The organism is Bacillus sp. FSL R5-0523 (genome assembly GCF_037975295.1).
Taxonomy (GTDB): Bacteria; Bacillota; Bacilli; order Bacillales; family Bacillaceae; genus Bacillus; species Bacillus subtilis.
In genome coordinates, this window is the sequence record NZ_CP150251.1 from 1,225,595 (window position 1) to 1,249,198 (window position 23,604).

The 23,604-nt window shown below is 44.9% G+C and carries 30 protein-coding genes and 1 riboswitch; of the genes, 18 read left to right on the plus strand and 12 right to left on the minus strand.

Annotated elements, in window-relative coordinates:
- Positions 1–117: 117 nt before the first annotated feature.
- Positions 118–774 carry a TerC family protein gene (locus tag NYE53_RS06280; protein WP_003232944.1) on the minus strand — a complete coding sequence of 219 codons (657 nt, stop codon included), beginning with the start codon at positions 772–774 and terminating at the stop codon, positions 118–120.
- Between the two features lie 169 nt (positions 775–943).
- Between NYE53_RS06280 and NYE53_RS06285 the strand changes: the two genes are divergently transcribed.
- Together NYE53_RS06285 and mecA are read left to right on the plus strand one after the other, a co-directional pair.
- Positions 944–1,084 carry a hypothetical protein gene (locus NYE53_RS06285; protein ID WP_119122854.1) on the plus strand — a complete coding sequence of 47 codons (141 nt, stop codon included), beginning with the start codon at positions 944–946 and terminating at the stop codon, positions 1,082–1,084.
- Entirely contained in the window at positions 1,051–1,707 is a 657-nt protein-coding gene (gene mecA / locus NYE53_RS06290) for an adaptor protein MecA (protein ID WP_003232942.1), read from the plus strand. Before NYE53_RS06285 ends, mecA begins: the two co-directional genes overlap by 34 nt.
- Here mecA and NYE53_RS06295 read toward each other — a convergent pair.
- Positions 1,702–1,824: a hypothetical protein gene (locus NYE53_RS06295; protein WP_251186925.1), complete on the minus strand. Its 123-nt coding sequence runs from the start codon at positions 1,822–1,824 to the stop codon at positions 1,702–1,704. The two genes, mecA and NYE53_RS06295, sit on opposite strands and share 6 nt — an antisense overlap.
- Before the next feature lie 43 nt (positions 1,825–1,867).
- On the opposite strand from NYE53_RS06295, the gene coiA reads away from it, so the two are divergent.
- Together coiA and pepF are read left to right on the plus strand one after the other, a co-directional pair.
- Positions 1,868–3,019 (plus strand): competence protein CoiA, encoded by a 1,152-nt coding sequence (coiA, locus tag NYE53_RS06300; RefSeq protein WP_339247796.1) that lies wholly within the window; start codon positions 1,868–1,870, stop codon positions 3,017–3,019.
- Between the two features lie 229 nt (positions 3,020–3,248).
- Positions 3,249–5,078 (plus strand): oligoendopeptidase F, encoded by a 1,830-nt coding sequence (gene pepF, locus NYE53_RS06305; RefSeq protein WP_003245178.1) that lies wholly within the window; start codon positions 3,249–3,251, stop codon positions 5,076–5,078.
- A gap of 37 nt (positions 5,079–5,115) precedes the next feature.
- Here the strand turns inward: pepF and NYE53_RS06310 are convergent, their stop codons facing one another.
- The 5 genes from NYE53_RS06310 to NYE53_RS06330 all read right to left on the minus strand — a co-directional run bounded on the left by NYE53_RS06310 (position 5,116) and on the right by NYE53_RS06330 (position 8,467).
- A complete protein-coding gene (locus NYE53_RS06310; RefSeq protein WP_003244944.1) occupies positions 5,116–5,283 on the minus strand; it encodes a hypothetical protein in 168 nt (55 codons plus the stop codon).
- A 314-nt stretch (positions 5,284–5,597) separates the two neighbouring features.
- Entirely contained in the window at positions 5,598–6,497 is a 900-nt protein-coding gene (spxH, locus tag NYE53_RS06315; protein WP_014476439.1) for a protease adaptor protein SpxH, read from the minus strand.
- Entirely contained in the window at positions 6,494–6,892 is a 399-nt protein-coding gene (locus tag NYE53_RS06320; protein WP_339247800.1) for a thiol management oxidoreductase, read from the minus strand. Before NYE53_RS06320 ends, spxH begins: the two co-directional genes overlap by 4 nt.
- A gap of 253 nt (positions 6,893–7,145) precedes the next feature.
- A complete protein-coding gene (gene cwlQ / locus NYE53_RS06325) occupies positions 7,146–7,880 on the minus strand; it encodes a bifunctional muramidase/murein lytic transglycosylase (protein ID WP_339247803.1) in 735 nt (244 codons plus the stop codon).
- A gap of 14 nt (positions 7,881–7,894) precedes the next feature.
- Entirely contained in the window at positions 7,895–8,467 is a 573-nt protein-coding gene (locus NYE53_RS06330) for a CYTH domain-containing protein (RefSeq protein WP_003232924.1), read from the minus strand.
- A gap of 124 nt (positions 8,468–8,591) precedes the next feature.
- Here NYE53_RS06330 and NYE53_RS06335 point away from each other — a divergent pair, with 124 nt between their 5' ends.
- The 4 genes from NYE53_RS06335 to NYE53_RS06350 are packed head-to-tail and all read left to right on the plus strand — an operon-like array spanning position 8,592 to position 11,357.
- Positions 8,592–8,960, plus strand: a complete 369-nt coding sequence (locus tag NYE53_RS06335) for a hypothetical protein (RefSeq protein ID WP_021479543.1) — start codon at positions 8,592–8,594, stop codon at positions 8,958–8,960.
- Between the two features lie 28 nt (positions 8,961–8,988).
- Entirely contained in the window at positions 8,989–9,624 is a 636-nt protein-coding gene (gene yjbM, locus NYE53_RS06340) for a GTP diphosphokinase (RefSeq protein ID WP_003245294.1), read from the plus strand.
- An 18-nt stretch (positions 9,625–9,642) separates the two neighbouring features.
- Entirely contained in the window at positions 9,643–10,443 is an 801-nt protein-coding gene (locus NYE53_RS06345; RefSeq protein ID WP_003232918.1) for an NAD kinase, read from the plus strand.
- Between the two features lie 14 nt (positions 10,444–10,457).
- On the plus strand, positions 10,458–11,357 hold the full coding sequence (locus NYE53_RS06350) for an RluA family pseudouridine synthase (RefSeq protein ID WP_339247806.1): 900 nt from the start codon (positions 10,458–10,460) through the stop codon (positions 11,355–11,357).
- Positions 11,358–11,369: 12 nt separating this feature from the next.
- On the opposite strand, the gene prpE is transcribed toward NYE53_RS06350, so the two are convergent.
- Positions 11,370–12,104, minus strand: coding sequence for a bis(5'-nucleosyl)-tetraphosphatase PrpE (gene prpE / locus NYE53_RS06355; RefSeq protein WP_251186929.1), 735 nt, complete (start codon positions 12,102–12,104; stop codon positions 11,370–11,372).
- A 234-nt stretch (positions 12,105–12,338) separates the two neighbouring features.
- Here prpE and NYE53_RS06360 point away from each other — a divergent pair, with 234 nt between their 5' ends.
- From NYE53_RS06360 to cotO, 10 genes are all read left to right on the plus strand, one after another.
- On the plus strand, positions 12,339–14,183 hold the full coding sequence (locus tag NYE53_RS06360; protein ID WP_015715673.1) for a monovalent cation:proton antiporter family protein: 1,845 nt from the start codon (positions 12,339–12,341) through the stop codon (positions 14,181–14,183).
- Positions 14,184–14,244: 61 nt separating this feature from the next.
- Positions 14,245–14,353: riboswitch (TPP riboswitch) on the plus strand.
- Positions 14,354–14,431: 78 nt separating this feature from the next.
- A complete protein-coding gene (gene tenA, locus NYE53_RS06365) occupies positions 14,432–15,142 on the plus strand; it encodes a thiaminase II (protein WP_339247810.1) in 711 nt (236 codons plus the stop codon).
- Positions 15,117–15,734, plus strand: coding sequence for a thiazole tautomerase TenI (gene tenI / locus NYE53_RS06370; protein WP_339247813.1), 618 nt, complete (start codon positions 15,117–15,119; stop codon positions 15,732–15,734). The genes tenA and tenI overlap by 26 nt, the downstream gene beginning before the upstream one ends.
- A complete protein-coding gene (gene thiO, locus NYE53_RS06375; protein WP_017695690.1) occupies positions 15,718–16,827 on the plus strand; it encodes a glycine oxidase ThiO in 1,110 nt (369 codons plus the stop codon). The genes tenI and thiO overlap by 17 nt, the downstream gene beginning before the upstream one ends.
- On the plus strand, positions 16,827–17,027 hold the full coding sequence (gene thiS / locus NYE53_RS06380; RefSeq protein ID WP_072173897.1) for a sulfur carrier protein ThiS: 201 nt from the start codon (positions 16,827–16,829) through the stop codon (positions 17,025–17,027). Before thiO ends, thiS begins: the two co-directional genes overlap by 1 nt.
- On the plus strand, positions 17,024–17,794 hold the full coding sequence (gene thiG, locus NYE53_RS06385) for a thiazole synthase (RefSeq protein ID WP_010886483.1): 771 nt from the start codon (positions 17,024–17,026) through the stop codon (positions 17,792–17,794). The genes thiS and thiG overlap by 4 nt, the downstream gene beginning before the upstream one ends.
- Positions 17,791–18,801, plus strand: a complete 1,011-nt coding sequence (thiF, locus tag NYE53_RS06390) for a thiazole biosynthesis adenylyltransferase ThiF (RefSeq protein WP_033883575.1) — start codon at positions 17,791–17,793, stop codon at positions 18,799–18,801. Before thiG ends, thiF begins: the two co-directional genes overlap by 4 nt.
- 18 nt (positions 18,802–18,819) lie before the next feature.
- Positions 18,820–19,635: a bifunctional hydroxymethylpyrimidine kinase/phosphomethylpyrimidine kinase gene (thiD, locus tag NYE53_RS06395; protein ID WP_014479462.1), complete on the plus strand. Its 816-nt coding sequence runs from the start codon at positions 18,820–18,822 to the stop codon at positions 19,633–19,635.
- Positions 19,636–19,770: 135 nt separating this feature from the next.
- Positions 19,771–20,547, plus strand: coding sequence for an enoyl-ACP reductase FabI (gene fabI, locus NYE53_RS06400; RefSeq protein ID WP_339247816.1), 777 nt, complete (start codon positions 19,771–19,773; stop codon positions 20,545–20,547).
- A gap of 100 nt (positions 20,548–20,647) precedes the next feature.
- Positions 20,648–21,331, plus strand: a complete 684-nt coding sequence (cotO, locus tag NYE53_RS06405; protein ID WP_003232894.1) for a spore coat protein CotO — start codon at positions 20,648–20,650, stop codon at positions 21,329–21,331.
- Positions 21,332–21,422: 91 nt separating this feature from the next.
- Here cotO and cotZ read toward each other — a convergent pair whose 3' ends face one another.
- The 4 genes from cotZ to NYE53_RS06425 form a co-directional block, all read right to left on the minus strand.
- The gene (cotZ, locus tag NYE53_RS06410; RefSeq protein ID WP_029317620.1) at positions 21,423–21,872 is read right to left on the minus strand and encodes a spore coat protein CotZ; all 450 of its coding nucleotides are present in this window, start codon (positions 21,870–21,872) and stop codon (positions 21,423–21,425) included.
- 127 nt (positions 21,873–21,999) lie between these two features.
- On the minus strand, positions 22,000–22,488 hold the full coding sequence (cotY, locus tag NYE53_RS06415) for a spore coat protein CotY (protein ID WP_003239243.1): 489 nt from the start codon (positions 22,486–22,488) through the stop codon (positions 22,000–22,002).
- A 150-nt stretch (positions 22,489–22,638) separates the two neighbouring features.
- Complete coding sequence (gene cotX / locus NYE53_RS06420) at positions 22,639–23,151, minus strand: spore coat protein CotX (protein WP_015252341.1); 513 nt, start codon at positions 23,149–23,151, stop codon at positions 22,639–22,641.
- A 94-nt stretch (positions 23,152–23,245) separates the two neighbouring features.
- Positions 23,246–23,569 (minus strand): hypothetical protein, encoded by a 324-nt coding sequence (locus NYE53_RS06425; RefSeq protein ID WP_015252340.1) that lies wholly within the window; start codon positions 23,567–23,569, stop codon positions 23,246–23,248.
- Positions 23,570–23,604 lie beyond the last annotated feature (35 nt).

Here is a 23,604-nt window from a genome sequence, read left to right on the forward strand (position 1 = left end):
AGGCCGAGCATTGGAGCACAACGAATATGTTTATTCGTGAGCACCGACGCGCAGGTCTGACAACGAATGCAAAGGTTTGTCGACACGCTGAAAGAAGGCTGAGTCATCAGCCTTCTTTTATTTTTCAACCTGCTGGTAATAAATGCTCGCAAGGATGACAAACGCAACCGTCAAAATGGGGAGGAGCGTTTCGACTGTGCCGTGCTGCGCCATAAAAAGCGACAGCTTTTTGTCTCTGACAATCATTTCTCCGCCAGTATAAGCAAGCAGCCCGCTTCCCGCGTAAATCAGAAGCGGTATTTTCTCTAGTGCAATATGGATGAGTTTGCTGCCCCAAATAATAACCGGAACCGATACACACAAACCTATAACAACGAGAGAAAACTCACCGTGTGATGCTCCCGCAACTGCGATGACGTTGTCCAGCGACATAAAGAGATCTGCAAGCACAATCGTTCGTATCGCTCTCCACAGGGAGGTGCTGCTTTTAATGTGTTTCGTGTCTTTTTTTTCAATCAGCAGCTGATATCCTAAATACAGCAGGAAAATTCCGCCGGCGCACTGCAAGAACGGAATGTTCAAAAGATATACTGCTGCACTTGTTAATCCGATTCTCATGGCAACGGCAATAAATGTTCCGAGAATAATCGCTTGCTGTCTTTGCTTGTCCGGCAAATGTCTGCTGGCCATGGCAATAACAACCGCGTTATCTCCGCCGAGGATCAGGTCAATCCCAACAATGACAAGCAGAGAAATCAGATAGTCATGCTCCATGAAGCGGCACCTCGCTTTCAGTCCTTCGCTTGTACTACTACTATATGAGACAGGTTGTATTTTATGATATCAGCCGCCTGAACTGCCGTTTTTTAGGCAAAGGTGCATTTTTATTTCTTTTGTGACTGTTTTATCATAAAATAGAAATACAAAGGAATTCACAATGGCCTTGGTTAAGGTTAAGATGTGGACGGAATGGGTAAAGTGTAGTAAAGTACAATTAATCGGGAGCTTAGATGTCCCTTCAACATCTTATATAGAAGGGAAGGTTGGCAAATGGAAATTGAAAGAATTAACGAGCATACAGTAAAATTTTATATGTCTTACGGAGATATTGAAGATCGCGGTTTTGACAGAGAAGAAATTTGGTATAACCGTGAGCGCAGTGAAGAACTTTTCTGGGAAGTCATGGATGAAGTTCATGAAGAAGAGGAATTCGCTGTGGAAGGCCCACTTTGGATTCAAGTTCAGGCACTGGACAAAGGATTAGAAATCATCGTCACAAAAGCCCAGCTTTCCAAAGACGGACAAAAGCTCGAACTGCCGATTCCTGAGGATAAAAAGCAAGAACCAGCATCTGAGGATCTTGACGCCTTGCTGGATGATTTCCAGAAAGAAGAGCAAGCCGTCAATCAGGAAGAGAAGGAGCAAAAGCTTCAATTTGTCTTGCGATTTGGCGATTTTGAGGATGTTATTTCTCTATCTAATTTGAACGTTAACGGAAGCAAAACGACTTTGTATTCGTTTGAGAACCGATATTATTTATATGTAGATTTTTGCAATATGACTGATGAAGAGGTTGAAAATCAGCTAAGCATCCTGCTGGAGTACGCAAATGAATCCTCAATCAGCATACACCGTCTTGAAGAGTACGGCAAGCTGATTATTTCAGAGCATGCTCTAGAAACGATAAAAAAACACTTTGCATCATAGCAAACCGATTTCCTTCCGGAAATCGGTTTTTTTTATGCACGAAAATGCCATTTTAGAGATGTGAAAAATCAATAACATGTAGACAAGCGGAAAATACAGCGAACAGGAATTGATCATCTTTTCCAGAAAGTATACTTCATCTGGAAAGGAGAGATGACAATTGTTTAGTGCTGTGACTGAAGACGGCCAAATGTTTCACCTTCTAGGCGCTCAGCAAAACCAGAAATTAAAGCGGAGACGGTTCTTCTGTCCGGTATGCGGGGGAGAGCTAGCTGTGAAGCTCGGACTTCAAAAAGCGCCGCATTTTGCCCATAAACAGAACAAGTCCTGCTCCATAGACATCGAACCGGAAAGCGCCTACCACTTAGAAGGAAAAAGACAGCTGTATGTATGGCTGAAAACACAACGAGCTTCACCAATATTGGAGCCGTATATAAGGACAATCAACCAAAGACCGGACGTCATGGCAAGGATCAAGGAGCATATGCTTGCTGTTGAATATCAATGCGCCACTATCGCTCCAGATGTCTTTCAAAAGCGGACAGAGGGCTTCAAACAAGAAGGAATCATCCCGCAGTGGATTATGGGATACAGCCGCTTAAAACGGACTGCTTCGTCCTTTTATCAGCTTTCAGCTTTTCATTGGCAGTTTATCAATGCAAGTCCATACAGAGAACTGATATGTTATTGTCCTGAAAGGCGTTCTTTTCTCCGGCTTAGCCACATCATTCCATTCTACACAAACCATTCTTATTCCTCAGTCCAAACGATCCCTATCCATCGGGCAGGTGCAGGCGATCTTTTTTTCACTGAACCGAAACCCTCAATTCAATATTCAGGCTGGACGAAAGCGATTCACCGTTTTCGCCATAAACCCCATCGGTTTAACTCAAAGGAAATAAATCGCCTTAGGCTGCTGTTTTATGAGAAACGGCAGACGCCTTTTTCTTTTCTGCCGACTGAAGTGTTTGTTCCAGTTAGAAAAGGGGCAGTTTTTAAGAGTCCGGTTTTTGTGTGGCAAGGGTTTCTTTATTTGTTTATGACGGATCTTGGAGATAAACGTGCGCCAATTCGTTTTTCAGCCGTTTTGCAGCAGTGCAAACTGCACATTTATAATAAGAACATTGCACTCAGGTTTGAATGCAGCGAAGAGTGTCTTTCAGAAGCGGTTAAACAGTATATTGATTTTTTGTGCAAGAAGGGATTTTTAAGGGAGACTCAGAAAGAAGTATATGTGCTGAATCAGCCTGCAGGCGGCATACACTCCATGCAGGATCTTATAGAAAGAGACCGCAGCTGTTTTATAGAATGAGTTTGTCTTATTTGGCTCACCCTAAGACAAAGGTGGTGGGCAGGCTGTGAAAGGCACAAAAGGAAAGGTTTTTCGTGTTTTTACTGCTTTTTTGGCATTCGTTCTCTTCATTACTGCATATGATTTGACAAAAGGCAGTGAAAAACCGGAAGATATTCACAACACAAGTTTATTGAGAAACAGCTGTTTTTTCAATTGGCTTGAATCAAAGAAGACGAGGGGGATCACCATGGCTGAGGAAAAAAAAGCAAACCAACTGCCTGACAGAAGTGAGGTAAAGGCAGAAGACACATGGAGACTTGAGGATATTTTTCCTAGTGATGAGGCCTGGAATAAAGAATTTCAAGCTGTAAAAGAATTAATTCCGAATTTATCTAAGTATAAAGGAAAGCTGGCAGATTCAGCTGATCATTTATACGAGGCTCTTACGTATCAAGATAAAGTGATGGAGCGGCTGGGTAGGCTGTACACATATGCGCATATGCGCTCTGACCAGGATACTGGGAACTCCTTTTACCAGGGGCTGAATGACAAGGCGGGAAACCTGTATACACAGGCCGCAAGCGCGACAGCTTATCTGGTTCCGGAGATTTTATCCATAGAAGAAGACAAACTGCAGCAGTTCATTCTTGAAAAAGAAGAATTGAAGCTGTACTCTCATGCGATTGAGGAGATTACAAAGGAACGTCCGCATGTGCTGAGCGAGAAGGAAGAGGCACTGCTTGCTGAAGCCTCCGAGGTACTGGGGTCATCTTCAAATACATTCAGCGTGTTAAATAACGCAGATATAACGTTTCCGTCCATTAAAGACGAAGATGGGAATGAAAAACAGATCACTCACGGCAACTTTATTAATTTCTTGGAAAGTGAAAACCGTGAAGTCCGCAAAAATGCGTTTGACGCAGTGTATAAAACGTACGGACAATATAAAAACACAATGGCCACGACGCTAAGCGGCACTGTGAAAAAGGACAACTTCTACGCGAGAGTGAAAAAGTACAAGTCCGCGCGTGAGGCTGCGCTTTCTAACAACAGTATTCCTGAGGAAGTATACGATAACCTTGTTAAGACGATTAATAAGCATTTGCCGCTCCTGCACCGCTATATTGCGCTAAGAAAGAAAGTGCTTGAGCTTGATGAAGTGCATATCTATGACCTGTATACACCGCTTGTGAAAGATGCTGGGATGAAGGTGACATACGAGGAAGCCAAAGATTACATGCTGAAAGGCCTTGCACCTTTAGGGGAAGAATATGCCTCTATCCTAAAAGAAGGACTGGAAAACCGCTGGGTGGACGTTTACGAGAATAAAGGCAAACGCAATGGGGCTTATTCATCAGGAGCTTACGGCACCAATCCGTATATTTTGATGAACTGGCATAATAACGTCAATAATCTCTTTACGCTCGTGCACGAGTTTGGACATTCCGTACACAGCTACTATACGAGAAAGCACCAGCCTTATCCATACGGCAATTACAGTATCTTTGTCGCGGAAGTTGCCTCTACGACAAATGAAGCGCTCCTTGGTGAATATTTGCTGAACAATTTAGAGGATGAAAAACAGCGCTTATATATTCTCAACCATATGCTTGAGGGCTTCAGGGGAACGGTTTTCAGACAAACGATGTTCGCTGAATTTGAACATCTGATCCATACAAAGGCGCAAGAAGGCGAGCCGCTTACACCTGAGCTTCTGACAAATGTCTATTACGATCTGAATAAAAAGTATTTTGGAGACGGCATGGTGATTGATAAGGAAATCGGCCTTGAATGGTCGCGAATTCCGCACTTCTATTACAATTACTATGTGTATCAGTATGCGACAGGGTACAGCGCTGCCCAAGCATTAAGCAGCCAGATTTTGAAGGAAGGAAAGCCGGCGGTTGACCGTTATATTGACTTCCTGAAAGCGGGAAGCTCACAATACCCGATTGATGTCCTGAAAAAAGCGGGCGTTGATATGACGTCTCCAGAGCCAATCGAAGCCGCGTGCAAAATGTTTGAAGAAAAACTTGATGAAATGGAAGAGTTGCTGATGAAAGTCAAGCAGTCTTAAAAAAGTAAGCCTGTGCGGAAATGACGCACAGGCTTTTTTAAAACCCTTTAAAGGTTTTCCGGTGATTCAAGCGGTAGAGGGTAAACAAAATAGACAGAAACAGCAGAGGAGAGGTAATATAAAGCGGCAGCATATGCATCATGCCTAAGATATTCAAGCAGAAAAAAACAGCAATGCACACAATTGAGATCAAAGTAGACATCATGGCGGTCCTCCTCGTCCTTTTTCCTTATAAGAATATGAGTGAATGCACTTCGTTATGTTTTGTGACAAAAATATGAACATTAAGCATAGAGGTTGTCAAAAGTCGACATCTTTTGTTATCATAAGGATGTGAAATTGATCACAAACAAACATTACCCCTTTGTTTGACCGTGAAAAATTTCTCCCATCCCCTTTGTTGTCGTTAAGACATATGAAACCGCGCTTATCCCGGCGCGGTTTCTTTAGTGTTAAAAATAGAACGTACGTTTGGTTCGAGGCGTAAAAAAACAGCCTCAAGCATATGCACGCCTGCGGCTATTTTTCACATGATTGATATTCATCAGAATAAGTGCTGAGAGACTTCCAAAACATTCCGTGTTTGGCTTCCACTTTAGCAACCTTTTTAGCAAACGCCAGTTTTTTCATTTCTTTTTCTACCTCTTCAAGGCTCAGGTCATATACAAGAGCAATTTCTTTCGAGGCAACGAAGCGGAAATATTCAATAAAACATTCTAAAGGCGGTGTTTCCGACGGCTTCGGCTCGTCGCCAAGCATCTCAAATAAAATTTCTTCATATACATCATATGAATAGCTGCCAGGTACTTTAAGCCCTTCATCCTCATGCTGCGTATTGAAAAACGTCAGTGTCGGATTAACGGAAACATCCATCTCAGCAGCAATTTTCATGTCACATTGAAGCGCCTTGACCGCGCTTTGAGAATGCAGATCGTTTTTGAATTCTTCAAGATCGAGACTCGTTTTTTCAGCAATCTCCAAAAGCACGTTTTCATCCGTAATATTTTTCTTTGATACAAATAGGCTCTCCTGCATATTTCTGAGAAATTGCATGCCGGCTTTTCGTCCTTGCAGTTCGGCTGCTTTAAAAGCGAGAGCAGCCATATAAGGCGATGAAAGCGGCTGATCCTGCTCGAACCAGACATTGCCGTCACACGACATGCCAGAGCGGCTCGCGATCTTTTCCCATGCTTCTGCGAGAAGATGCTTTTTCCGCTTCTTATTTAAAGCGGTGAGGCTTGCGGAAGCGATAATGCGTAAGGTGAAAAAGCGTCCGTATCTAATTTTCAGCTTTTTGATGACGGGCTCTAAGGACCAGCATTCAGGACATAAAGGGTCTACAAACATATAAATTTCAAGCGGTTTTTTTGGATGACCGTGGCAATGGGCGAAGTATAGCTCATGCTGATAATTTGTCAAGATGATTGATCCTCCGCTTCCGTTTGATTCACCATATGCCTTGCTGTCAACTCCAGCCGGCCAAACAAAAACTCACGAATTTCGCCCTCCAGCCCTACATGGTCCATTGCGTCCTTCATACAGCTGAGCCACGCATCAGCTCTCTCGTTTGTAATTGGAAAGGGAAGATGCCTTGCTCTGAGCATAGGATGGCCGTGCTCCTCAGTATAAAGCGGAGGCCCGCCTAAATACTGAGTTAAGAATTGCTTCTGTTTCCTGGCGGTTTCTGTCAAATCGCTTGGAAAAATCGGCTTCAGCAAAGGATGAGACGCGACACGCTCATAAAAAGTATCAACAAGTTGCGATAGAAGTTCCTCTCCAATCGCTTCATAAGGTGCGTTAAACGATTGTCCCATGTTGACTACTCCTTTAAATATGGCTAATAGGAATCATAAATCCTATTGCAAAAGTAATTTTCTGTATTTCATTGTTTCATCTAGATTTATTTTAGCAACAAGGCATCATTTCTACAAACAAACTGCCTTTTATGCGTTTGATGACTCATTTCGGCTGACAGCCGGGGTTTGTATTTCATATCATATCACATAAAAATCAGGAATGCGTAAGATTTCACTTCGCAAAAAAACCAGAGGGAAGGAGCACCTCTGGTTACGCGTAATAAGCTGAAGTTATTTTTTTTACATAGTTTTGCGTTTCTTGGAAAGGAGGAATGCCTCCGTATCGGTCAACATTCCCCGGTCCGGCGTTGTAAGCCGCTAATGCCATAGACACATTGCCGTCGTATTTATCCAGCATTTGTTTTAAATATTTCGTTCCGCCCTCCACATTTTGCTGCGGATCAAGCGGATTGGAAACGCCAAGTGAGCTTGCTGTTGACGGCATCAGCTGCATGAGGCCCATCGCACCTGCTCCGCTGACCGCTTTTGCATTAAAGCCTGATTCCTGTTTGATGACGGCGCGGATCAGTTTTTCATCAACACCATATTTATCAGCGGCTTTTTTAATCGCACTGTCAATAGAAAAGTCCCCCGAACTGATCTGATTTGCTTCATATTTGTTTGAAGCTGAATCTGCAGCAGCTGTTTCAGTGCTTTCTGCCGCTTTTGTGATTGAACCTGAATTGCTGCTCGTATATGAGTTAAGCCCATACGCTGAAAGCAGTGACGGCGCTGTTGTATTCGCGCTGTTCAGCATGCTGAGCGGGCTTGGCGATGAAGAAGGTGCTGATTGCTGAGATGCCAGACCGTTTGTATATTGGCTGAGCAAAGAGCTAAAACTTGAAAGCGGGCTTTCCGTATTCTGAGTGTCCGTGCTGCTGCGTGCATTAGATATGGACTGTAATGCCTGAAGCTGAAGTAATGCTGCCCAATTCGTTACATTCACGATGTCATTCCACCTTATATAGACTTTCGTTTTTCTTCATAAAAACGCAGAATTTTATTTTTGGTTTCGCGCTGAGGAATGCTGAATTGCTGAAGCAGCTTTTCGAAGGCTTGTCTGCCCTCATGCCAATCCGCCGCCTCAAATTCAATTTCATAGTCCTCTTTATTTAAATATCGGCTGTGGTCTAAAACTATTAAGCCTTTTTCTGTTTCTTTTTCCGCACGGTTTGTTGCTAAAGATCCAAAGTATTGAATGGCATCCGTATCGATCTGAAGCTTGTGCAGCTGGTCCTTCACGGGGCCCTCGGGAACTGAAAATCCAGCGAGATCTGATACCTCTGAAAGCTGCTGGTGCGTTTCCAGAAGCCCCACATCAGCCGGCTCCTTTAATGTAAGGACATACTTTCCGTTTTTTCTGCGGATACGAAGCGCAGCATGTTTTTGTTTCAGCGCGAAGCTGTCTGTATCAAAATAATGATTCTTTTGATCTGTAAAATCTTTTTCTGTCAGCTGGAGTGCCGATGCTATGTTTTTGAATTCTTGTTTGGTCAGCATGTTTTTAAATTCGATTTCAATTTCTTGGCTCATGATGCTCTTCCTTTCCGCCCTGTAAATCTTATTTTTACTATTATCTCTTTAGATGTTAGGTTTATCAATATCGAGCTCGATATGATAAAATGAATCTGTACTTTGTTTAAAAAAGGAGAGCATTATGCAAAACAGAATCGAAATTTTGAATGCAACATTATCGGATGATCAGCTTCGCCTTGCCTGTCAGACAGAAGGAAACGAAGCGGAACGCAAGCCGTCAGGTCAAATGCTTGTTGATTCTGACCACTTTGCTTTTGTATACATACTTGAATTAGCTGATTCTTTTGAATATGTCATTATAAAGGAACATGTATGGCCGGAACTGAAGCAGGCCCATGCACAAAAAACACCGGTTGTTTTAGAGGCAGGAGACCAAACAATTGAACTGGCAGGCCTGCATGAGGAGCTGGAATATCTTTTAGAAAATATAAAAGATAATGCAAACTATGGAGAAGAAATGGAAGAAAAAGTGAAACGCGTGTTTTTATAGAAACTGGTTCGGAATTGGGGGATGTATGATGGATGACAAACAATGGGAGCGTTTTTTAGTGCCGTACCGCCAGGCTGTCGAAGAGTTGAAAGTGAAGCTCAAGGGGATCCGCACACTATATGAATACGAGGACGACCATTCACCGATCGAATTTGTGACCGGACGCGTCAAGCCTGTGGCGAGCATACTTGAAAAAGCGAGACGGAAAAGCATACCGCTGCATGAAATTGAAACCATGCAGGACATTGCTGGCCTTAGAATCATGTGCCAATTTGTCGATGACATCCAAATCGTAAAAGAGATGCTTTTTGCCAGAAAAGATTTCACCGTTGTGGATCAGAGGGATTATATTGCGGAACATAAAGAGAGCGGATACCGGTCATACCATCTTGTTGTGCTGTACCCTTTGCAGACGGTATCCGGAGAAAAGCATGTTCTCGTAGAAATACAGATCCGTACACTGGCGATGAATTTTTGGGCGACCATTGAGCATTCATTGAATTATAAATACAGCGGAAACATTCCTGAAAAAGTAAAACTAAGGCTTCAGCGCGCTTCTGAAGCGGCTTCCCGGCTTGATGAAGAGATGTCGGAGATCAGGGGTGAAGTACAAGAAGCTCAAGCTGCCTTTTCAAGAAAGAAAAAAGGAAGCGAGCAACAATAGGTAAAGGGGAAGAAGAGCATGAAATTTGCCGTATCATCAAAAGGAGATCAAGTTTCTGATACGCTGAAAAGCAAAATACAGGCGTATTTATTGGATTTTGATATGGAACTGGATGAAAATGAACCGGAAATCGTTATTTCAGTCGGAGGCGACGGAACGCTTTTGTATGCTTTTCACAGATACAGCGACCGCTTGGACAAAACAGCATTTGTCGGCGTTCACACAGGTCATCTGGGTTTTTATGCCGACTGGGTTCCTCATGAAATTGAAAAACTTGTTCTTGCCATCGCGAAAACGCCGTATCATACAGTCGAATATCCGCTTCTCGAAGTCATTGTGACCTATCACGAAAACGAGCGGGAAGAAAGATACTTAGCTTTGAATGAATGTACGATTAAAAGCATCGAAGGAAGCCTTGTTGCTGATGTGGAAATCAAAGGGCAGCTCTTTGAAACCTTCCGGGGCGACGGCCTCTGCCTGTCAACTCCGTCAGGCAGCACAGCCTACAATAAGGCGCTGGGCGGAGCGATTATCCATCCGTCTATCAGGGCGATCCAGCTTGCGGAAATGGCTTCAATTAATAACCGCGTGTTCCGTACGGTCGGGTCACCTCTGCTTCTCCCATCCCATCATGATTGCATGATTAAGCCGAGAAACGAAGTTGACTTTCAAGTGACGATTGACCATTTAACCCTTCTCCATAAGGATGTAAAGTCGATCCGCTGCCAAGTTGCATCCGAAAAAGTGCGGTTTGCGAGATTCCGTCCGTTTCCATTTTGGAAAAGAGTCCAGGATTCGTTTATTGGAAAAGGTGAATAGAAAGAGGACATATCGTGGAGCATTTTTTTATCAGAAAGAACATTACTTCCGCTGAGGACGGGATGACTGTAAAGGAATATGCCAGTGAACTGGGAATTTCAAAACGTCTGCTGACCGATATTAAGTTTGGCGGGGGCGACCTGCAGATTAACGGTGAGCATGTGACGGTCAAATACGTTTTGAAAGAGGGAGATCTTCTTATCGTGAAGTTTCCTGAGGAGCAGGTGAGCGAGACGCTGTTGGCAGAGCCTGTTCCGCTCGATATCCTTTATGAGGATGAACATGTGCTTGTGATAAACAAGCAGCCGTATGTGTCATCAATCCCTTCGAGAGAGCACCCCTCCGGCAGCATTGCCAATGGAATTATTGATCATTATCAAACAACCGGAGTGAGGGCGACAGTACATCTTGTCACCCGGCTAGACCGGGATACATCAGGTGTCATGCTTGTTGCCAAGCATCGATTTGCCCACTCCATTTTATCGTCTGCGCAAAAAAACGGCCTTGTGAAACGCCGGTATGCGGCAGTGGTTCACGGGCGGATGGCACAGATGGAGGGAACAGTCGATGCTCCGATTGGCAGACATCCTGACAGTATTATTGAACGGACGGTAACGCCAGACGGCCAAAAGGCTGTTACTCATTTTTACGTCACATGTGCAAATGACGACATGACCTCGGTGGCATTGCAGCTTGAGACTGGACGAACCCATCAAATTCGTGTTCATATGAGTTATCTCGGGCACCCGTTGTGCGGCGATACACTGTACGGCGGAACGAGACAGGAAATTGGCCGGCAGGCTCTGCACAGCGAGCATCTTTCGTTTATCCATCCGCTGACACAGGAGAACATGACGTTTCATGCTCCACTGCCTCAGGATATGAGAAAACTGATAAAAGGAGAGAATCATTGATTCTCTCCTTTTTTATATGGGGCGAAATCTTGATTCGTCGTAAGGCAGGGAGCTTGGAACAGAGACGGTTTCTATTTCTGGAAAGCGAAAGCCTGTCAGTTGATTTCCGAACACGCAGCCTGTATCAATGTTGATGGTGCGATTGACCTTCCGAGGCTCTTTCACAGGTGTATGACCGTATACCACCCAAGCCTTTCCGTTATAGGCTGCCGCCCAATCACGTCTGATGGGTCTGCCGTCCGGATATGTTTCACCCGTCACGTCACCGTAAAGCACAAAGTCCTTCACTCTGCGGGTATATTTGCCGATATCGTCAGCTCTTATGCCAGCATGGGCGACAACTAATTCTCCATTATGTAAGATGTCGTAAAGCGGTGCTGTTTCGTACAGCTTCATAAACTGTTCGCTGACTGATTTTCTCTCATCTTTAGAAAGTTCCTCAAGCTCTGCCGCTGTTGTTTCGAGACCATGCATCACTTTTACCGGATTTCCTTTTAAGTAACGATATAATTTATTGCAATGGTTTCCCGGGACATAACGCACAGCGCCTTTTTCGTAAGCGCCGGCTACAAATCGGATGACCTCTATCGATTTGGGCCCTCTGTCAGTTAAATCTCCGGCAAAAACAAGCACTCTGCCTTCTTCATGGACAGGTACTCCATTTTTGATTGTATAGCCAAGCTTTTGGATTAATGCAGTCATTTCGTCATAGCAGCCATGAATATCGCTGATGATATCGTAAGCCATGCGGTATCCTCCTTACCGATTGTTTTATTTATTATGAAGCAAAGTGTTGTGAGTCATCACAAGCTTTTATGTGCAAATTATAGAAGAAGAATCATTTTCTAAACAGGATTAAGACCTTATCACTTTATTTTTCATCATCACCCTTGTTAAAATCGCGTTATGTTTTTTAAAAATGAGGTTTTGTTCTCTGAGTGAGAACTAGCATAACCCTGACTTAAAAAGGAGGTTCTGATTATGGCGCATACATCTGTCGCATCTTTAGTTGTTGTACTTATCGTTGCATTTTTGACACCCATCCTTTTGCATCGGTTTAAACTCAGCATCCCGGTTGTTGTTGCTGAAATCATTATGGGGCTGATTATTGGGAAAAGCGGCCTTAATTTAGTTGTGGAGGGTGACACCTGGCTCCAGACACTCTCTATGCTCGGATTTATCTTTTTAATGTTTTTAAGCGGGCTTGAAATTGATTTTTCGTCGTTTGAGAAAGGAAAGAAAAAGCAGTTCCTGCCGAATGGCAAGGAAGCGCCGAATACGTTTGCTGCGGCATCTGTTATTTTCGTCGGTATTTTTATTTTATCATTGCTCTTGTCCTATGGGTTCGTCTTGGCCGGATTTATCCAAAATGCATTTTTGATGACCCTGATTATTTCAACGATTTCATTAGGCGTTGTCGTTCCAACATTAAAAGAAGAACGGATCATGAATTCGAATATCGGGCAGATTATTTTACTTGTTGCTGTTATTGCTGATTTGGCCACGATGATTCTTCTTGCTGTTTTTTCTTCTTTATACGGAGAGGACAGCGGAAACATGTGGCTCCTGATGATTCTGTTTGCGGCCGGAGTGGTGCTTTACTTTTTCGGCCGGGTCTTCAAACATCGCTCTTTTGTTCAATCCATGTCAAAAGGGACGATCCAGATCGGGACGCGTGCCATTTTTACGTTAATCATTGTACTCGTTGCCCTGTCTGAATCACTTGGGGCGGAAAATATTCTCGGCGCTTTCTTAGCGGGGGTTCTTGTTTCCCTGCTTTCGCCAAACAAAGAACTTGTTCAGCAGCTGGACTCATTCGGTTATGGGTTCTTAATACCGATTTTCTTTGTGATGGTCGGTGTGAAGCTTGATATTTGGACTCTTTTCCAGGATAAAACAATTTTAATCATGATTCCGCTCCTGCTGCTGGCGCTGTTAGTCAGCAAAATCATTCCTGTCATGTACTTAAAGAAGTGGTATGATAACCGAACCATTTTCGCGTCTGGTTTCTTGCTGACATCAACGCTTTCGCTCGTGATTGCTGCTGCAACAATCGGCCAGCAGCTTCACGTGATCAGTGCAAATATGTCAGGAGCGCTAATTTTAGTAGCCGTCATTGCAAGTATTTTTACGCCGATCTGTTTTAAAAAATTATACAAACGGGAAGAGCAGCCGGAGGAGAAAAAGACGATTACGTTCATTGGCGCCAATCAAATGACTTTGCCTGTTACACTTGAATTGCCAGAGGAAGAGTATGACGTGCGTGTTGTACACGTCTACCAAGAGAATGCGGAGGAAAAGCTGTCAGAATCAGTGTTTGCTGTTGAAACAATTTCTGACTATGAACACGAGACGCTTGAATCACTCGGCATTTTTGAAACGGATATCCTCGTTGTGGCGACAGGAAATGAAGATATGAATGCAGACATTGCATTACTTGCAAAAGAAAAAGGCACAGAAAGAGTCATTGCAAGCGTAGGGTCACCAGAGCATGAAGCAGCTCTGAAGGAGCAGGGAATCAGCATCTTTTCTATTCTGCTGTCGACAAAAACGCTGCTTCGCGCACTGATAGAAGCGCCTGGCGTCATGAAGCTGCTCACGAACCAAGAGTCTTCGCTGTATCAAATTAATATGGAGAACAGTAAATATGATGGTGTCATTTTACGGGAATTCCCTTTAACAGGTGACGTCATCTTTGTCAGGATCTTCAGAGGTGTGGACAGCATCGTTCCTCATGGGGATACTAGGCTGAAACTGGGAGATCGCTTAATTGTCACCGGATCTCGGGGATACGTAACGGATCTTAAGAAAACATTGGAAGGTTAAATCTTGACCAAATAAGGATTCGTGTTAATATAGAGGTGCAGAACAATTCAATATGTATTCGTTTAACCACTAGGGGTGTCCTTCATAAGGGCTGAGATAAAAGTGTGACTTTTAGACCCTCATAACTTGAACAGGTTCAGACCTGCGTAGGGAAGTGGAGCGGTATTTGTGTTATTTTACTATGCCAATTCCAAACCACTTTTCCTTGCGGGAAAGTGGTTTTTTTATTTTCAGAGGGGGAATGATTTGTGAAGTTTTCAGAAGAATGCCGCAGTGCAGCCGCAGAATGGTGGGAGGGGAGCTTTGTCCATCCGTTCGTTCAAGGAATCGGTGACGGAACGCTTCCGATTGACCGTTTTAAATACTACGTACTTCAGGATTCTTATTATTTAACGCATTTTGCAAAGGTGCAGTCATTTGGCGCCGCTTATGCGAAGGATCTTTATACAACGGGGCGGATGGCAAGCCATGCCCAAGGTACATATGAGGCGGAAATGGCGCTTCATCGGGAGTTTGCCGAGCTGTTGGAAATCAGCGAGGAAGAGCGTAAGGCGTTTAAGCCGTCTCCTACTGCATACTCTTATACATCCCATATGTACCGTTCGGTTTTGAGTGGGAATTTCGCAGAAATCTTAGCGGCCTTGCTGCCATGCTATTGGCTCTATTACGAGGTTGGTGAGAAATTGCTGCATTGTGATCCGGGGCATCCAATTTATCAGAAGTGGATTGGCACATATGGCGGTGATTGGTTTAGACAACAGGTCGAGGAGCAAGTCAACCGCTTTGATGAGCTGGCGGAAAACAGCACGGAGGAAGTGCGTGCCAAGATGAAAGAGAATTTTGTCATCTCCAGCTACTATGAATATCAATTTTGGGGAATGGCCTATCGAAAAGAAGGCTGGTCTGACAGCGCCATAAAAGAGGTGGAGGAATGTGGAGCTTCACGCCATAACGGATGACAGCAAGCCGGTAGAAGAGCTAGCGAGAACCATCATTTCGATTCAGAATGAAGTTGATTTTATTCACATTCGGGAACGCTCAAAATCGGCGGCGGATATTCTGAAACTGCTCGAGCTTATTTTTGAAGGCGGTATAGATAAACGAAAACTGGTGATGAACGGGCGCGTGGATATTGCACTTTTCTCTACTATTCACCGCGTGCAGCTGCCAAGCGGCAGCTTTTCACCGAAGCAGGTCAGAGCCAGATTTCCACACCTTCATATCGGGAGGTCGGTGCATTCACTGGAGGAAGCGGTTCAAGCAGAAAAGGAAGACGCGGACTACGTGCTGTTCGGCCATGTGTTTGAAACGGATTGCAAAAAGGGTCTTGAAGGCAGAGGAGTATCTTTGCTGTCAACTATCAAACAGCGGATTTCCATCCCGGTTATAGCCATCGGGGGGATGACGCCGGACAGGTTAAGAGACGTAAAACAAGCAGGGGCAGACGGCATCGCTGTTATGTCAGGAATTTTCTCTTCCGCTGAGCCCTTGGAAGCAGCCAGACGATATTCCCGCAAGCTAAAGGAGGTGCGCTATGAAAAGGCATTATGAAGCAGTGGTGATTGGAGGCGGAATTATCGGTTCCGCGATTGCTTATCATTTGGCAAAGGAAAACAAAAGCACCGCATTGTTTGAAAGCGGAACAATGGGCGGCAGAACGACAAGTGCCGCTGCCGGAATGCTGGGCGCCCATGCCGAATGCGAGGAACGTGACGCGTTTTTTGATTTCGCCATGCACAGCCAGCGTCTGTACAAAGGTCTTGGAGAAGAGCTTTATGCATTATCCGGTGTGGATATCAGGCAGCATAACGGCGGTATGTTTAAGCTTGCATTTTCTGAAGAAGATGTGCTGCAGCTGAGACAGATGGACGATTTGGACTCTGTCAGCTGGTATTCAAAAGAAGAGGTGTTAGAAAAAGAGCCGTATGCGTCTGGTGACATCTTTGGTGCATCTTTTATTCAGGATGATGTGCATGTGGAGCCTTATTTTGTTTGCAAGGCATATGTGAAAGCAGCAAAAATGCTTGGGGCGGAGATTTTTGAGCATACGCCCGTCCTGCATGTCGAACGTGACGGTGAAGCCCTGTCCATCAAGACCCCTAGCGGAGACGTATGGGCTAATCATGTTGTCGTTGCCAGCGGGGTGTGGAGCGGAATGTTTTTTAAACAGCTTGGACTGAACAATGCTTTTCTCCCTGTAAAAGGGGAGTGCCTGTCCGTTTGGAATGATGATATCCCGCTGACAAAAACGCTTTACCATGATCACTGCTATATCGTACCGAGAAAAAGCGGCAAACTGGTTGTCGGCGCGACAATGAAGCCGGGGGACTGGAGTGAAACACCGGATCTTGGCGGATTGGAATCGGTTATGAAAAAAGCAAAAACGATGCTGCCGGCTATACAGAATATGAAGGTGGATCGTTTTTGGGCGGGACTCCGGCCGGGAACAAAGGATGGAAAACCGTACATCGGCAGACATCCTGAGGACAGCCGTATTTTATTTGCGGCTGGCCATTTCAGAAATGGGATCCTGCTTGCTCCCGCAACGGGCGCTTTGATCAGTGATCTCATCATGAATAAAGAGGTCAACCAAGACTGGCTGCACGCATTCCGAATTGATCGCAAGGAGGCGGTTCAGATATGATGCTACAGCTGAACGGTAAAGACGTGAAGTGGGAAAAAGACACAGGTACAATTCAAGACCTGCTGGCGTCGTATCAGCTTGAAAATAAAATCGTTATCGTGGAAAGAAATAAAGAAATAATCGGGAAAGAACGCTATCACGAGGTTGAACTTTGTGATCGTGATGTCATTGAAATTGTCCATTTTGTAGGAGGCGGATGAGCATGTTAACAATTGGCGGAAAATCATTTCAATCAAGATTGCTGCTGGGCACGGGGAAATACCCATCGTTTGACATTCAAAAGGAAGCAGTAGCTGTTTCTGAGTCTGATATTTTAACATTTGCTGTAAGGAGAATGAACATCTTTGAAGCATCTCAGCCGAATTTTCTGGAACAGCTTGATTTATCCAAATATACGCTTTTGCCGAATACAGCGGGCGCCAGCACTGCTGAAGAAGCGGTTAGGATTGCAAGGCTGGCAAAAGCGTCAGGCCTTTGTGACATGATTAAAGTTGAAGTCATCGGATGCAGCCGTTCCTTGCTGCCTGACCCTGTTGAGACATTAAAAGCGTCTGAACAGCTTCTTGAAGAAGGCTTTATTGTGCTCCCGTACACGTCGGATGACGTTGTGCTGGCGAGAAAGCTGGAAGAGCTCGGCGTTCATGCCATCATGCCGGGTGCATCTCCGATTGGATCGGGACAAGGAATCTTAAATCCTTTGAATCTGTCATTTATTATTGAACAGGCGAAAGTGCCGGTCATCGTGGATGCGGGAATCGGCTCGCCTAAAGATGCGGCATACGCAATGGAGCTTGGAGCGGATGGCGTACTGCTCAATACGGCTGTATCGGGCGCTGACGATCCTGTGAAAATGGCTCGTGCCATGAAGCTCGCGGTGGAAGCAGGGCGCCTTTCTTATGAGGCGGGCCGAATCCCGCTTAAGCAATACGGAACGGCAAGCAGTCCGGGAGAAGGTCTTCCTGTATGACAGGCAGGTATTCAAGGCAGGAGCTGTTTGCTCCGATCGGCCCATCCGGCCAGAAAAAATTGAAAGAAGCGCGCGCCGTAATTATCGGCGCCGGCGCGCTCGGAACAGCCAGTGCAGAAATGCTGGTGAGAGCGGGAGTCGGCTCTGTGAAAATTGCCGACAGAGATTATGTTGAATGGAGCAACCTCCAGCGCCAGCAGCTTTATACAGAAGATGATGTCAAAAAAGAAATGCCGAAAGCAGCCGCTGCGGAGCGCCGTCTCCGTTCGATTAACAGCGATGTTGATGTGACCGGCCTTGTCATGGATGTGACAGCAGAAAATATCTTCGAGCTGATTAGGGATGCATCAATTATTGTGGATGCGGCTGATAATTTTGAAACCCGCCTGATTGTAAATGATGCTGCGGTAAAGGAAGGGATTCCTTTTCTTTACGGTGCCTGTGTAGGGAGCTACGGCCTCACCTTTACCGTGGTGCCGGGTTCTACTCCTTGCCTGCATTGCTTGCTCGATACACTTCCGATTGGCGGAGCAACATGTGACACAGCCGGCATCATCAGTCCGGCTGTTTTGCAGGTAGCAGTCTTTCAGGTAACAGATGCACTGAAGCTGCTGACGGGAGAGGAGTGTGAGCCGGTGTTGCGCTCGTTTGATTTGTGGAAAAACGAGCGGTCAGAAGTGAGAGCGGCCAGTCTCAAACATGACGCATGCCCAAGCTGCGGCACAAAGGATTTTCCGTTTTTGTCATATGAAAATCAAACAAAAGCGGCTGTATTGTGCGGCAGGAACACGGTGCAGATCAGATCATCTATTACGAAAGAAGCGGATCTTGAAGCGCTTGCCGGTCAGCTGAGGCAGGCCGGGCTTGAAGTAGCTGCGAACCCGTATTTAATTTCCTGCCGCTCGGATGATATGAAAATGGTGCTGTTCCGGGACGGCAGAGCTTTGATCCATGGAACAAATGATATTGCCCGGGCAAAATCCATTTATCATAAATGGATCGGGTAATAAAAGGAGTGTAGTGTAATGAGTATATATAAAGCATTGACAATCGCCGGATCAGATTCAGGCGGCGGCGCAGGGATACAGGCTGATATTAAAACCTTTCAAGAGCTTGATGTGTTCGGAATGTCGGCGATTACAGCGGTAACCGCTCAAAATACGCTTGGCGTTCATGGGGTGCATCCGCTGACTGTAGAGGCGTTGAGACAGCAAATTGACGCTGTTGCTGAGGATTTGAGACCGGATGCAGTCAAAACGGGAATGCTCTGGAATGCCGACATGATTGAAGAAGTGGCAAGAAAAATTGACGAGTACGGATTCAATCGTGTAATTGTTGATCCGGTTATGATCGCAAAGGGCGGGGCATCCTTGCTGCGTGATGAGTCAGTTGCCACCTTAAAGGAGTTGCTCATTCCAAGAAGCTACGCGATTACGCCGAATGTCCCGGAAGCAGAAACGCTGACAGGAATGACAATCAGCTCGCTGGATGACCGGAAAAAAGCAGCGGAGCAGCTCGTCAAGATGGGTGCGCAGCATGTCATTATCAAAGGCGGGCACCAGCCTGAGGACAATCACATTACTGACCTTCTTTTTGATGGCAGCATGTTTATGCAAATCACCCATCCTTATATCAATACGAAGCATACGCATGGCACAGGCTGCACCTTTGCTGCGGCTTTAACGGCCCAAACGGCTAAAGGAGACAGCATCCATCAGGCATTTGAGGTTGCGGCCAACTTTGTCCGTGAAGCGGTGGAAAATACGCTCGGCATCGGATCGGGACACGGGCCGACAAACCATTTCGCTTTTAAACGAAACAGCTTAAATACAAGCCGATGAGATCACCAGCTGATGGTGATCTCTTTTGCGTTTGCTACGGTATGCGCTTTTCATCTGGACAAGGTTATGATATGATAGGAATTAAGATCAGGTACTAATACTATGTCTTTATTAAATATAGGAGGCTTTATACATATGAATTTTTCACTTGAAGGCCGCAACATTGTTGTGATGGGGGTAGCCAACAAACGCAGCATCGCCTGGGGCATTGCGCGTTCTTTACATGAAGCGGGTGCACGTTTGATTTTCACATACGCTGGTGAACGCCTGGAGAAATCCGTTCACGAGCTTGCCGGAACATTAGACCGCAGCGACTCCATCATCCTTCCTTGCGATGTTACAAACGACGCAGAAATCGAAACTTGCTTCGCAAGCATTAAGGAGCAGGTCGGTGTAATCCACGGTATCGCGCATTGTATCGCGTTTGCCAACAAAGAAGAACTTGTTGGCGAATACTTAAACACAAATCGTGACGGCTTCCTTTTGGCTCATAACATCAGCTCATATTCTCTGACTGCTGTTGTCAAAGCGGCACGCCCGATGATGACTGAAGGCGGAAGCATTGTCACTTTGACGTACCTTGGCGGAGAGCTTGTGATGCCAAACTACAACGTCATGGGTGTAGCAAAAGCTTCTCTTGATGCAAGTGTGAAATATTTAGCTGCTGACTTAGGAAAAGAAAATATCCGCGTTAACAGCATTTCTGCCGGCCCGATCAGAACATTATCTGCTAAAGGCATCAGCGATTTCAACTCTATCTTAAAAGACATCGAAGAGCGTGCACCGCTTCGCCGCACGACAACACCTGAAGAAGTGGGCGATACAGCTGCGTTCTTGTTCAGCGATATGTCCCGCGGGATTACAGGTGAAAATCTTCACGTTGATTCAGGTTTCCATATCACTGCCCGCTAAGCAGGATCTATATCAAGCAATCCCGAATAGGGATTGCTTTTTTATTTCTTCTGATTTTCAGCTTTCTGTCATATAGATAGAATATGACACAATCGGAGGGATGAAGATGTCTAATAAGAAAAGAAACGCGGATAAAAAACCGCTCATGTATATTGTTCAGCCGGATTATGCAGAAACTACAAGGTCATCCATGCAGGAGATTGTCATCAAAAGAAAGGCCGACAAACCTGCTCCGCCAAAAGCTGAGGAAAAGCCGGCTTACCATGAGAAGCAGCAGGAGGAAGCCGTGGCACAGGATGTCCTGCAAGAAGACCAAAAGCCTGCAGCCGAACCAGTGAGTCAGCAAACACAAGAGGTGAGAGAGCCAGAGAACATAAAAAGCCAAGAGGAACAGAAAGCAGAGCCGCAGGCCGTAGAAGAAACCGTCGAACACGAGCCCCCGAAAGCAGAAAAAAAGGAAGAGCCTGCACTTGAGACCCGGAAGCCTGAGAAAGAACCGGAAGCTGTCCATAGTGCTGATAAAGCGGAGGAAAAAGCACCGCCGGCACGAAAAGTGAAAAAACCGATGAGCAAGATGACGATCCACGAAAAAATTGATTTTTTAACAAAGCTGCCTCATAACATGCCAAGAGCGCTCTGTTTGATTGAAGCCAATGGAAGAACGTACAGGGGCGTGATTGTCGGAAGAAGAAATGATTCCGTTCTGCTTCGAACAACTGGTAATGGAGCCCCGACGGAGCTGGCAATCGATGATATTACCTCTCTGCACCCGCTTGGTTTTTAATGAAATGAAAAAAGCTGCCCGGATGATGTTGCCGGACAGCTTTTTTACATAGAGAAAAGCCTGCAGGCCTGCAAGCTTTTCCAGCTTATGATTAATGATGATGATGTGTACGATTGATTAATCGAGGATTTAAGCAGTTGATTGCGCAGAAGCAGTCTAAGTCAACTTCAATACAGTAGTTTGTTTTTTCAAGTCGGAACACTTCACACACCGTATCTTTATCGGTGAAGTCCAAAATGTGTTTGTGTTCGTCAAATGCGATTAATAATGACAGTGTTGCGCAGCTTCCATGCACTCTTTCGACCCTGAAAAATACTGTATTAAAGCAAGGGCCGTTATCGAGTTCGCCGACATTTCCGAAGGCGACTAATGGCGTTGATTTTGATGTAAATATTGCAAAAGGCACTGTGTCGCCTAACGAATGGCTTACAGATAAAAGCTTAGAGTGGCAGCCGGTCGGGCAGTCTTCTTCAACAGCGTTTTGCAAATCTTCAATATTTTCTACAGCTTCACGCACGCAGCTTGATGTTTTCTGGCTCATATTATCCCTCCTGCCTTATAAATTTGAGACTGGCGAAATGATGGAGAGTCAGCTGCCTCACGCTGGAAGCAGCTGAATGATTTGCACCTGTAATAGAGTTTGGAAGGGGATTCCTCTTTACAAGTGTTTATCCATTGTGATGATGCTTTTTATCTTTATGAGGCGATGTTCTGTCAACTAGCTCTGGTGACAGGCACTGAATCGCGCAGAAGCATCCGAGATCCACTTCAATGCAGAAATCTGTTTTTTCTAGCCCGAAGAAATCCGGGTCGCAAGGGTGGCAAACACTTAAGGTATCGCCTTTGACATCGACCGGGCGTAAAATAGAAAGTGTTGCACAGCAATCGCATAATTTTTCGACGCGGAAGAAAATGGATTCAAAGCATTGCATATCATCCACAAATCCCCCTACGTTTCCGAATGTGGAGAACAATCCGCCTTTTTTATCGAAAACGAGAAACGGAATTGTGTCTTTTCCAGCAATCGTAGGGTTTAAAAGGTTAGTATAGCAGCCAGTCGGACACTGTTCTTCAACTGCCTCCTGCTCTGCTAAAATCTTTTCCACTGCATCGCATACACAGTTCTCATGCCGGCCATGGGTTTTTCCGCAGCTCATTGATTTCAGCTCCTTCTTTATAGGGTATTTGACTTTAGTCCTTAACAACATATGTACCCGTGCCCCACTTGGTGTGGGTGAACGTCTATATATTCATCATATGCTTGGAAAATAAGAAAAAGCAGAGCGTTTTAGCTCTGCTTTTAGGTTCTAGAGGACAAGAGTGATGACTAGGACAGCGATCAGAACGTTTGTAGCTGTAGAGACAAGGGTTGCGATATCGGCATCTACTGTTGTGACGTTTACGCCGCGGGAGCATTCGATAAGAAGTTTCTGGCGGTTTACTTGCTTGTTAGCTGTAAGCTGCAATAAATCTTGTGCGACTAATTCAGCAATAACGCCATCTGCAATGGAGGTGAGAGCTACTGTCAAGACAGCTGCATTAAGCGCTGTTACAATAGATGTTACGGCTTGAACGTCTGTAGATGAAACGTTGATGTCACAAGAGTCTCTAATAATAATCGTCTCATCTGAGACTTGTTTGTTGAGATTTGCCTGAGCTAGATCTTGGTCGATAAAGGCGTTGTTGTCATTGCCAAACCCATTGTTATTGCAGCAAATATCGCAATTGCATTTTCTTTCTTCTTTTTCTTTCTCTTTGTGCTCTAACGGATGGTCACAGTCAGGATCAAGTGCAACCCAAGAGTATGGTCTGCTTTCCATATCTATTCCTCCTTTTCTTTTACTGTTATTAAATGAGCGAGCCTCTTATTTTGACTGAGGCATTTATCTTGATGATGTGCCCTATTTTTTATGATTAATTTGAATTGTTATTGTTTTGCCGTCTTTGTCTGAGCTGTTCAATGAGCTGCTCTCTGCGGCTAAGCGGTTTATCGCTCTTTTGCTCTTGTACGGCTTCTTCTTCTTTTTTCTTCTTGTGTTTTTCAGCTAGCTCCGCTGATTTCGCTTGCAGGTCTTTTACCATATTCAAAAGCATTTCTTTTTCTTCATCTGATACTTTTTTCATTTTGTCTTTTGTGATGCCGTGTTTTACAAATATGTTTTGGACCAGCATTTTCATCATTGGATCAACTTCTGGGAGCTTTTCAAGCTCTTCTTTGATTTTATCGTTATCTGACATTTGTTCTCACCTCAACTTTTAGTTTGTGAAAAGAA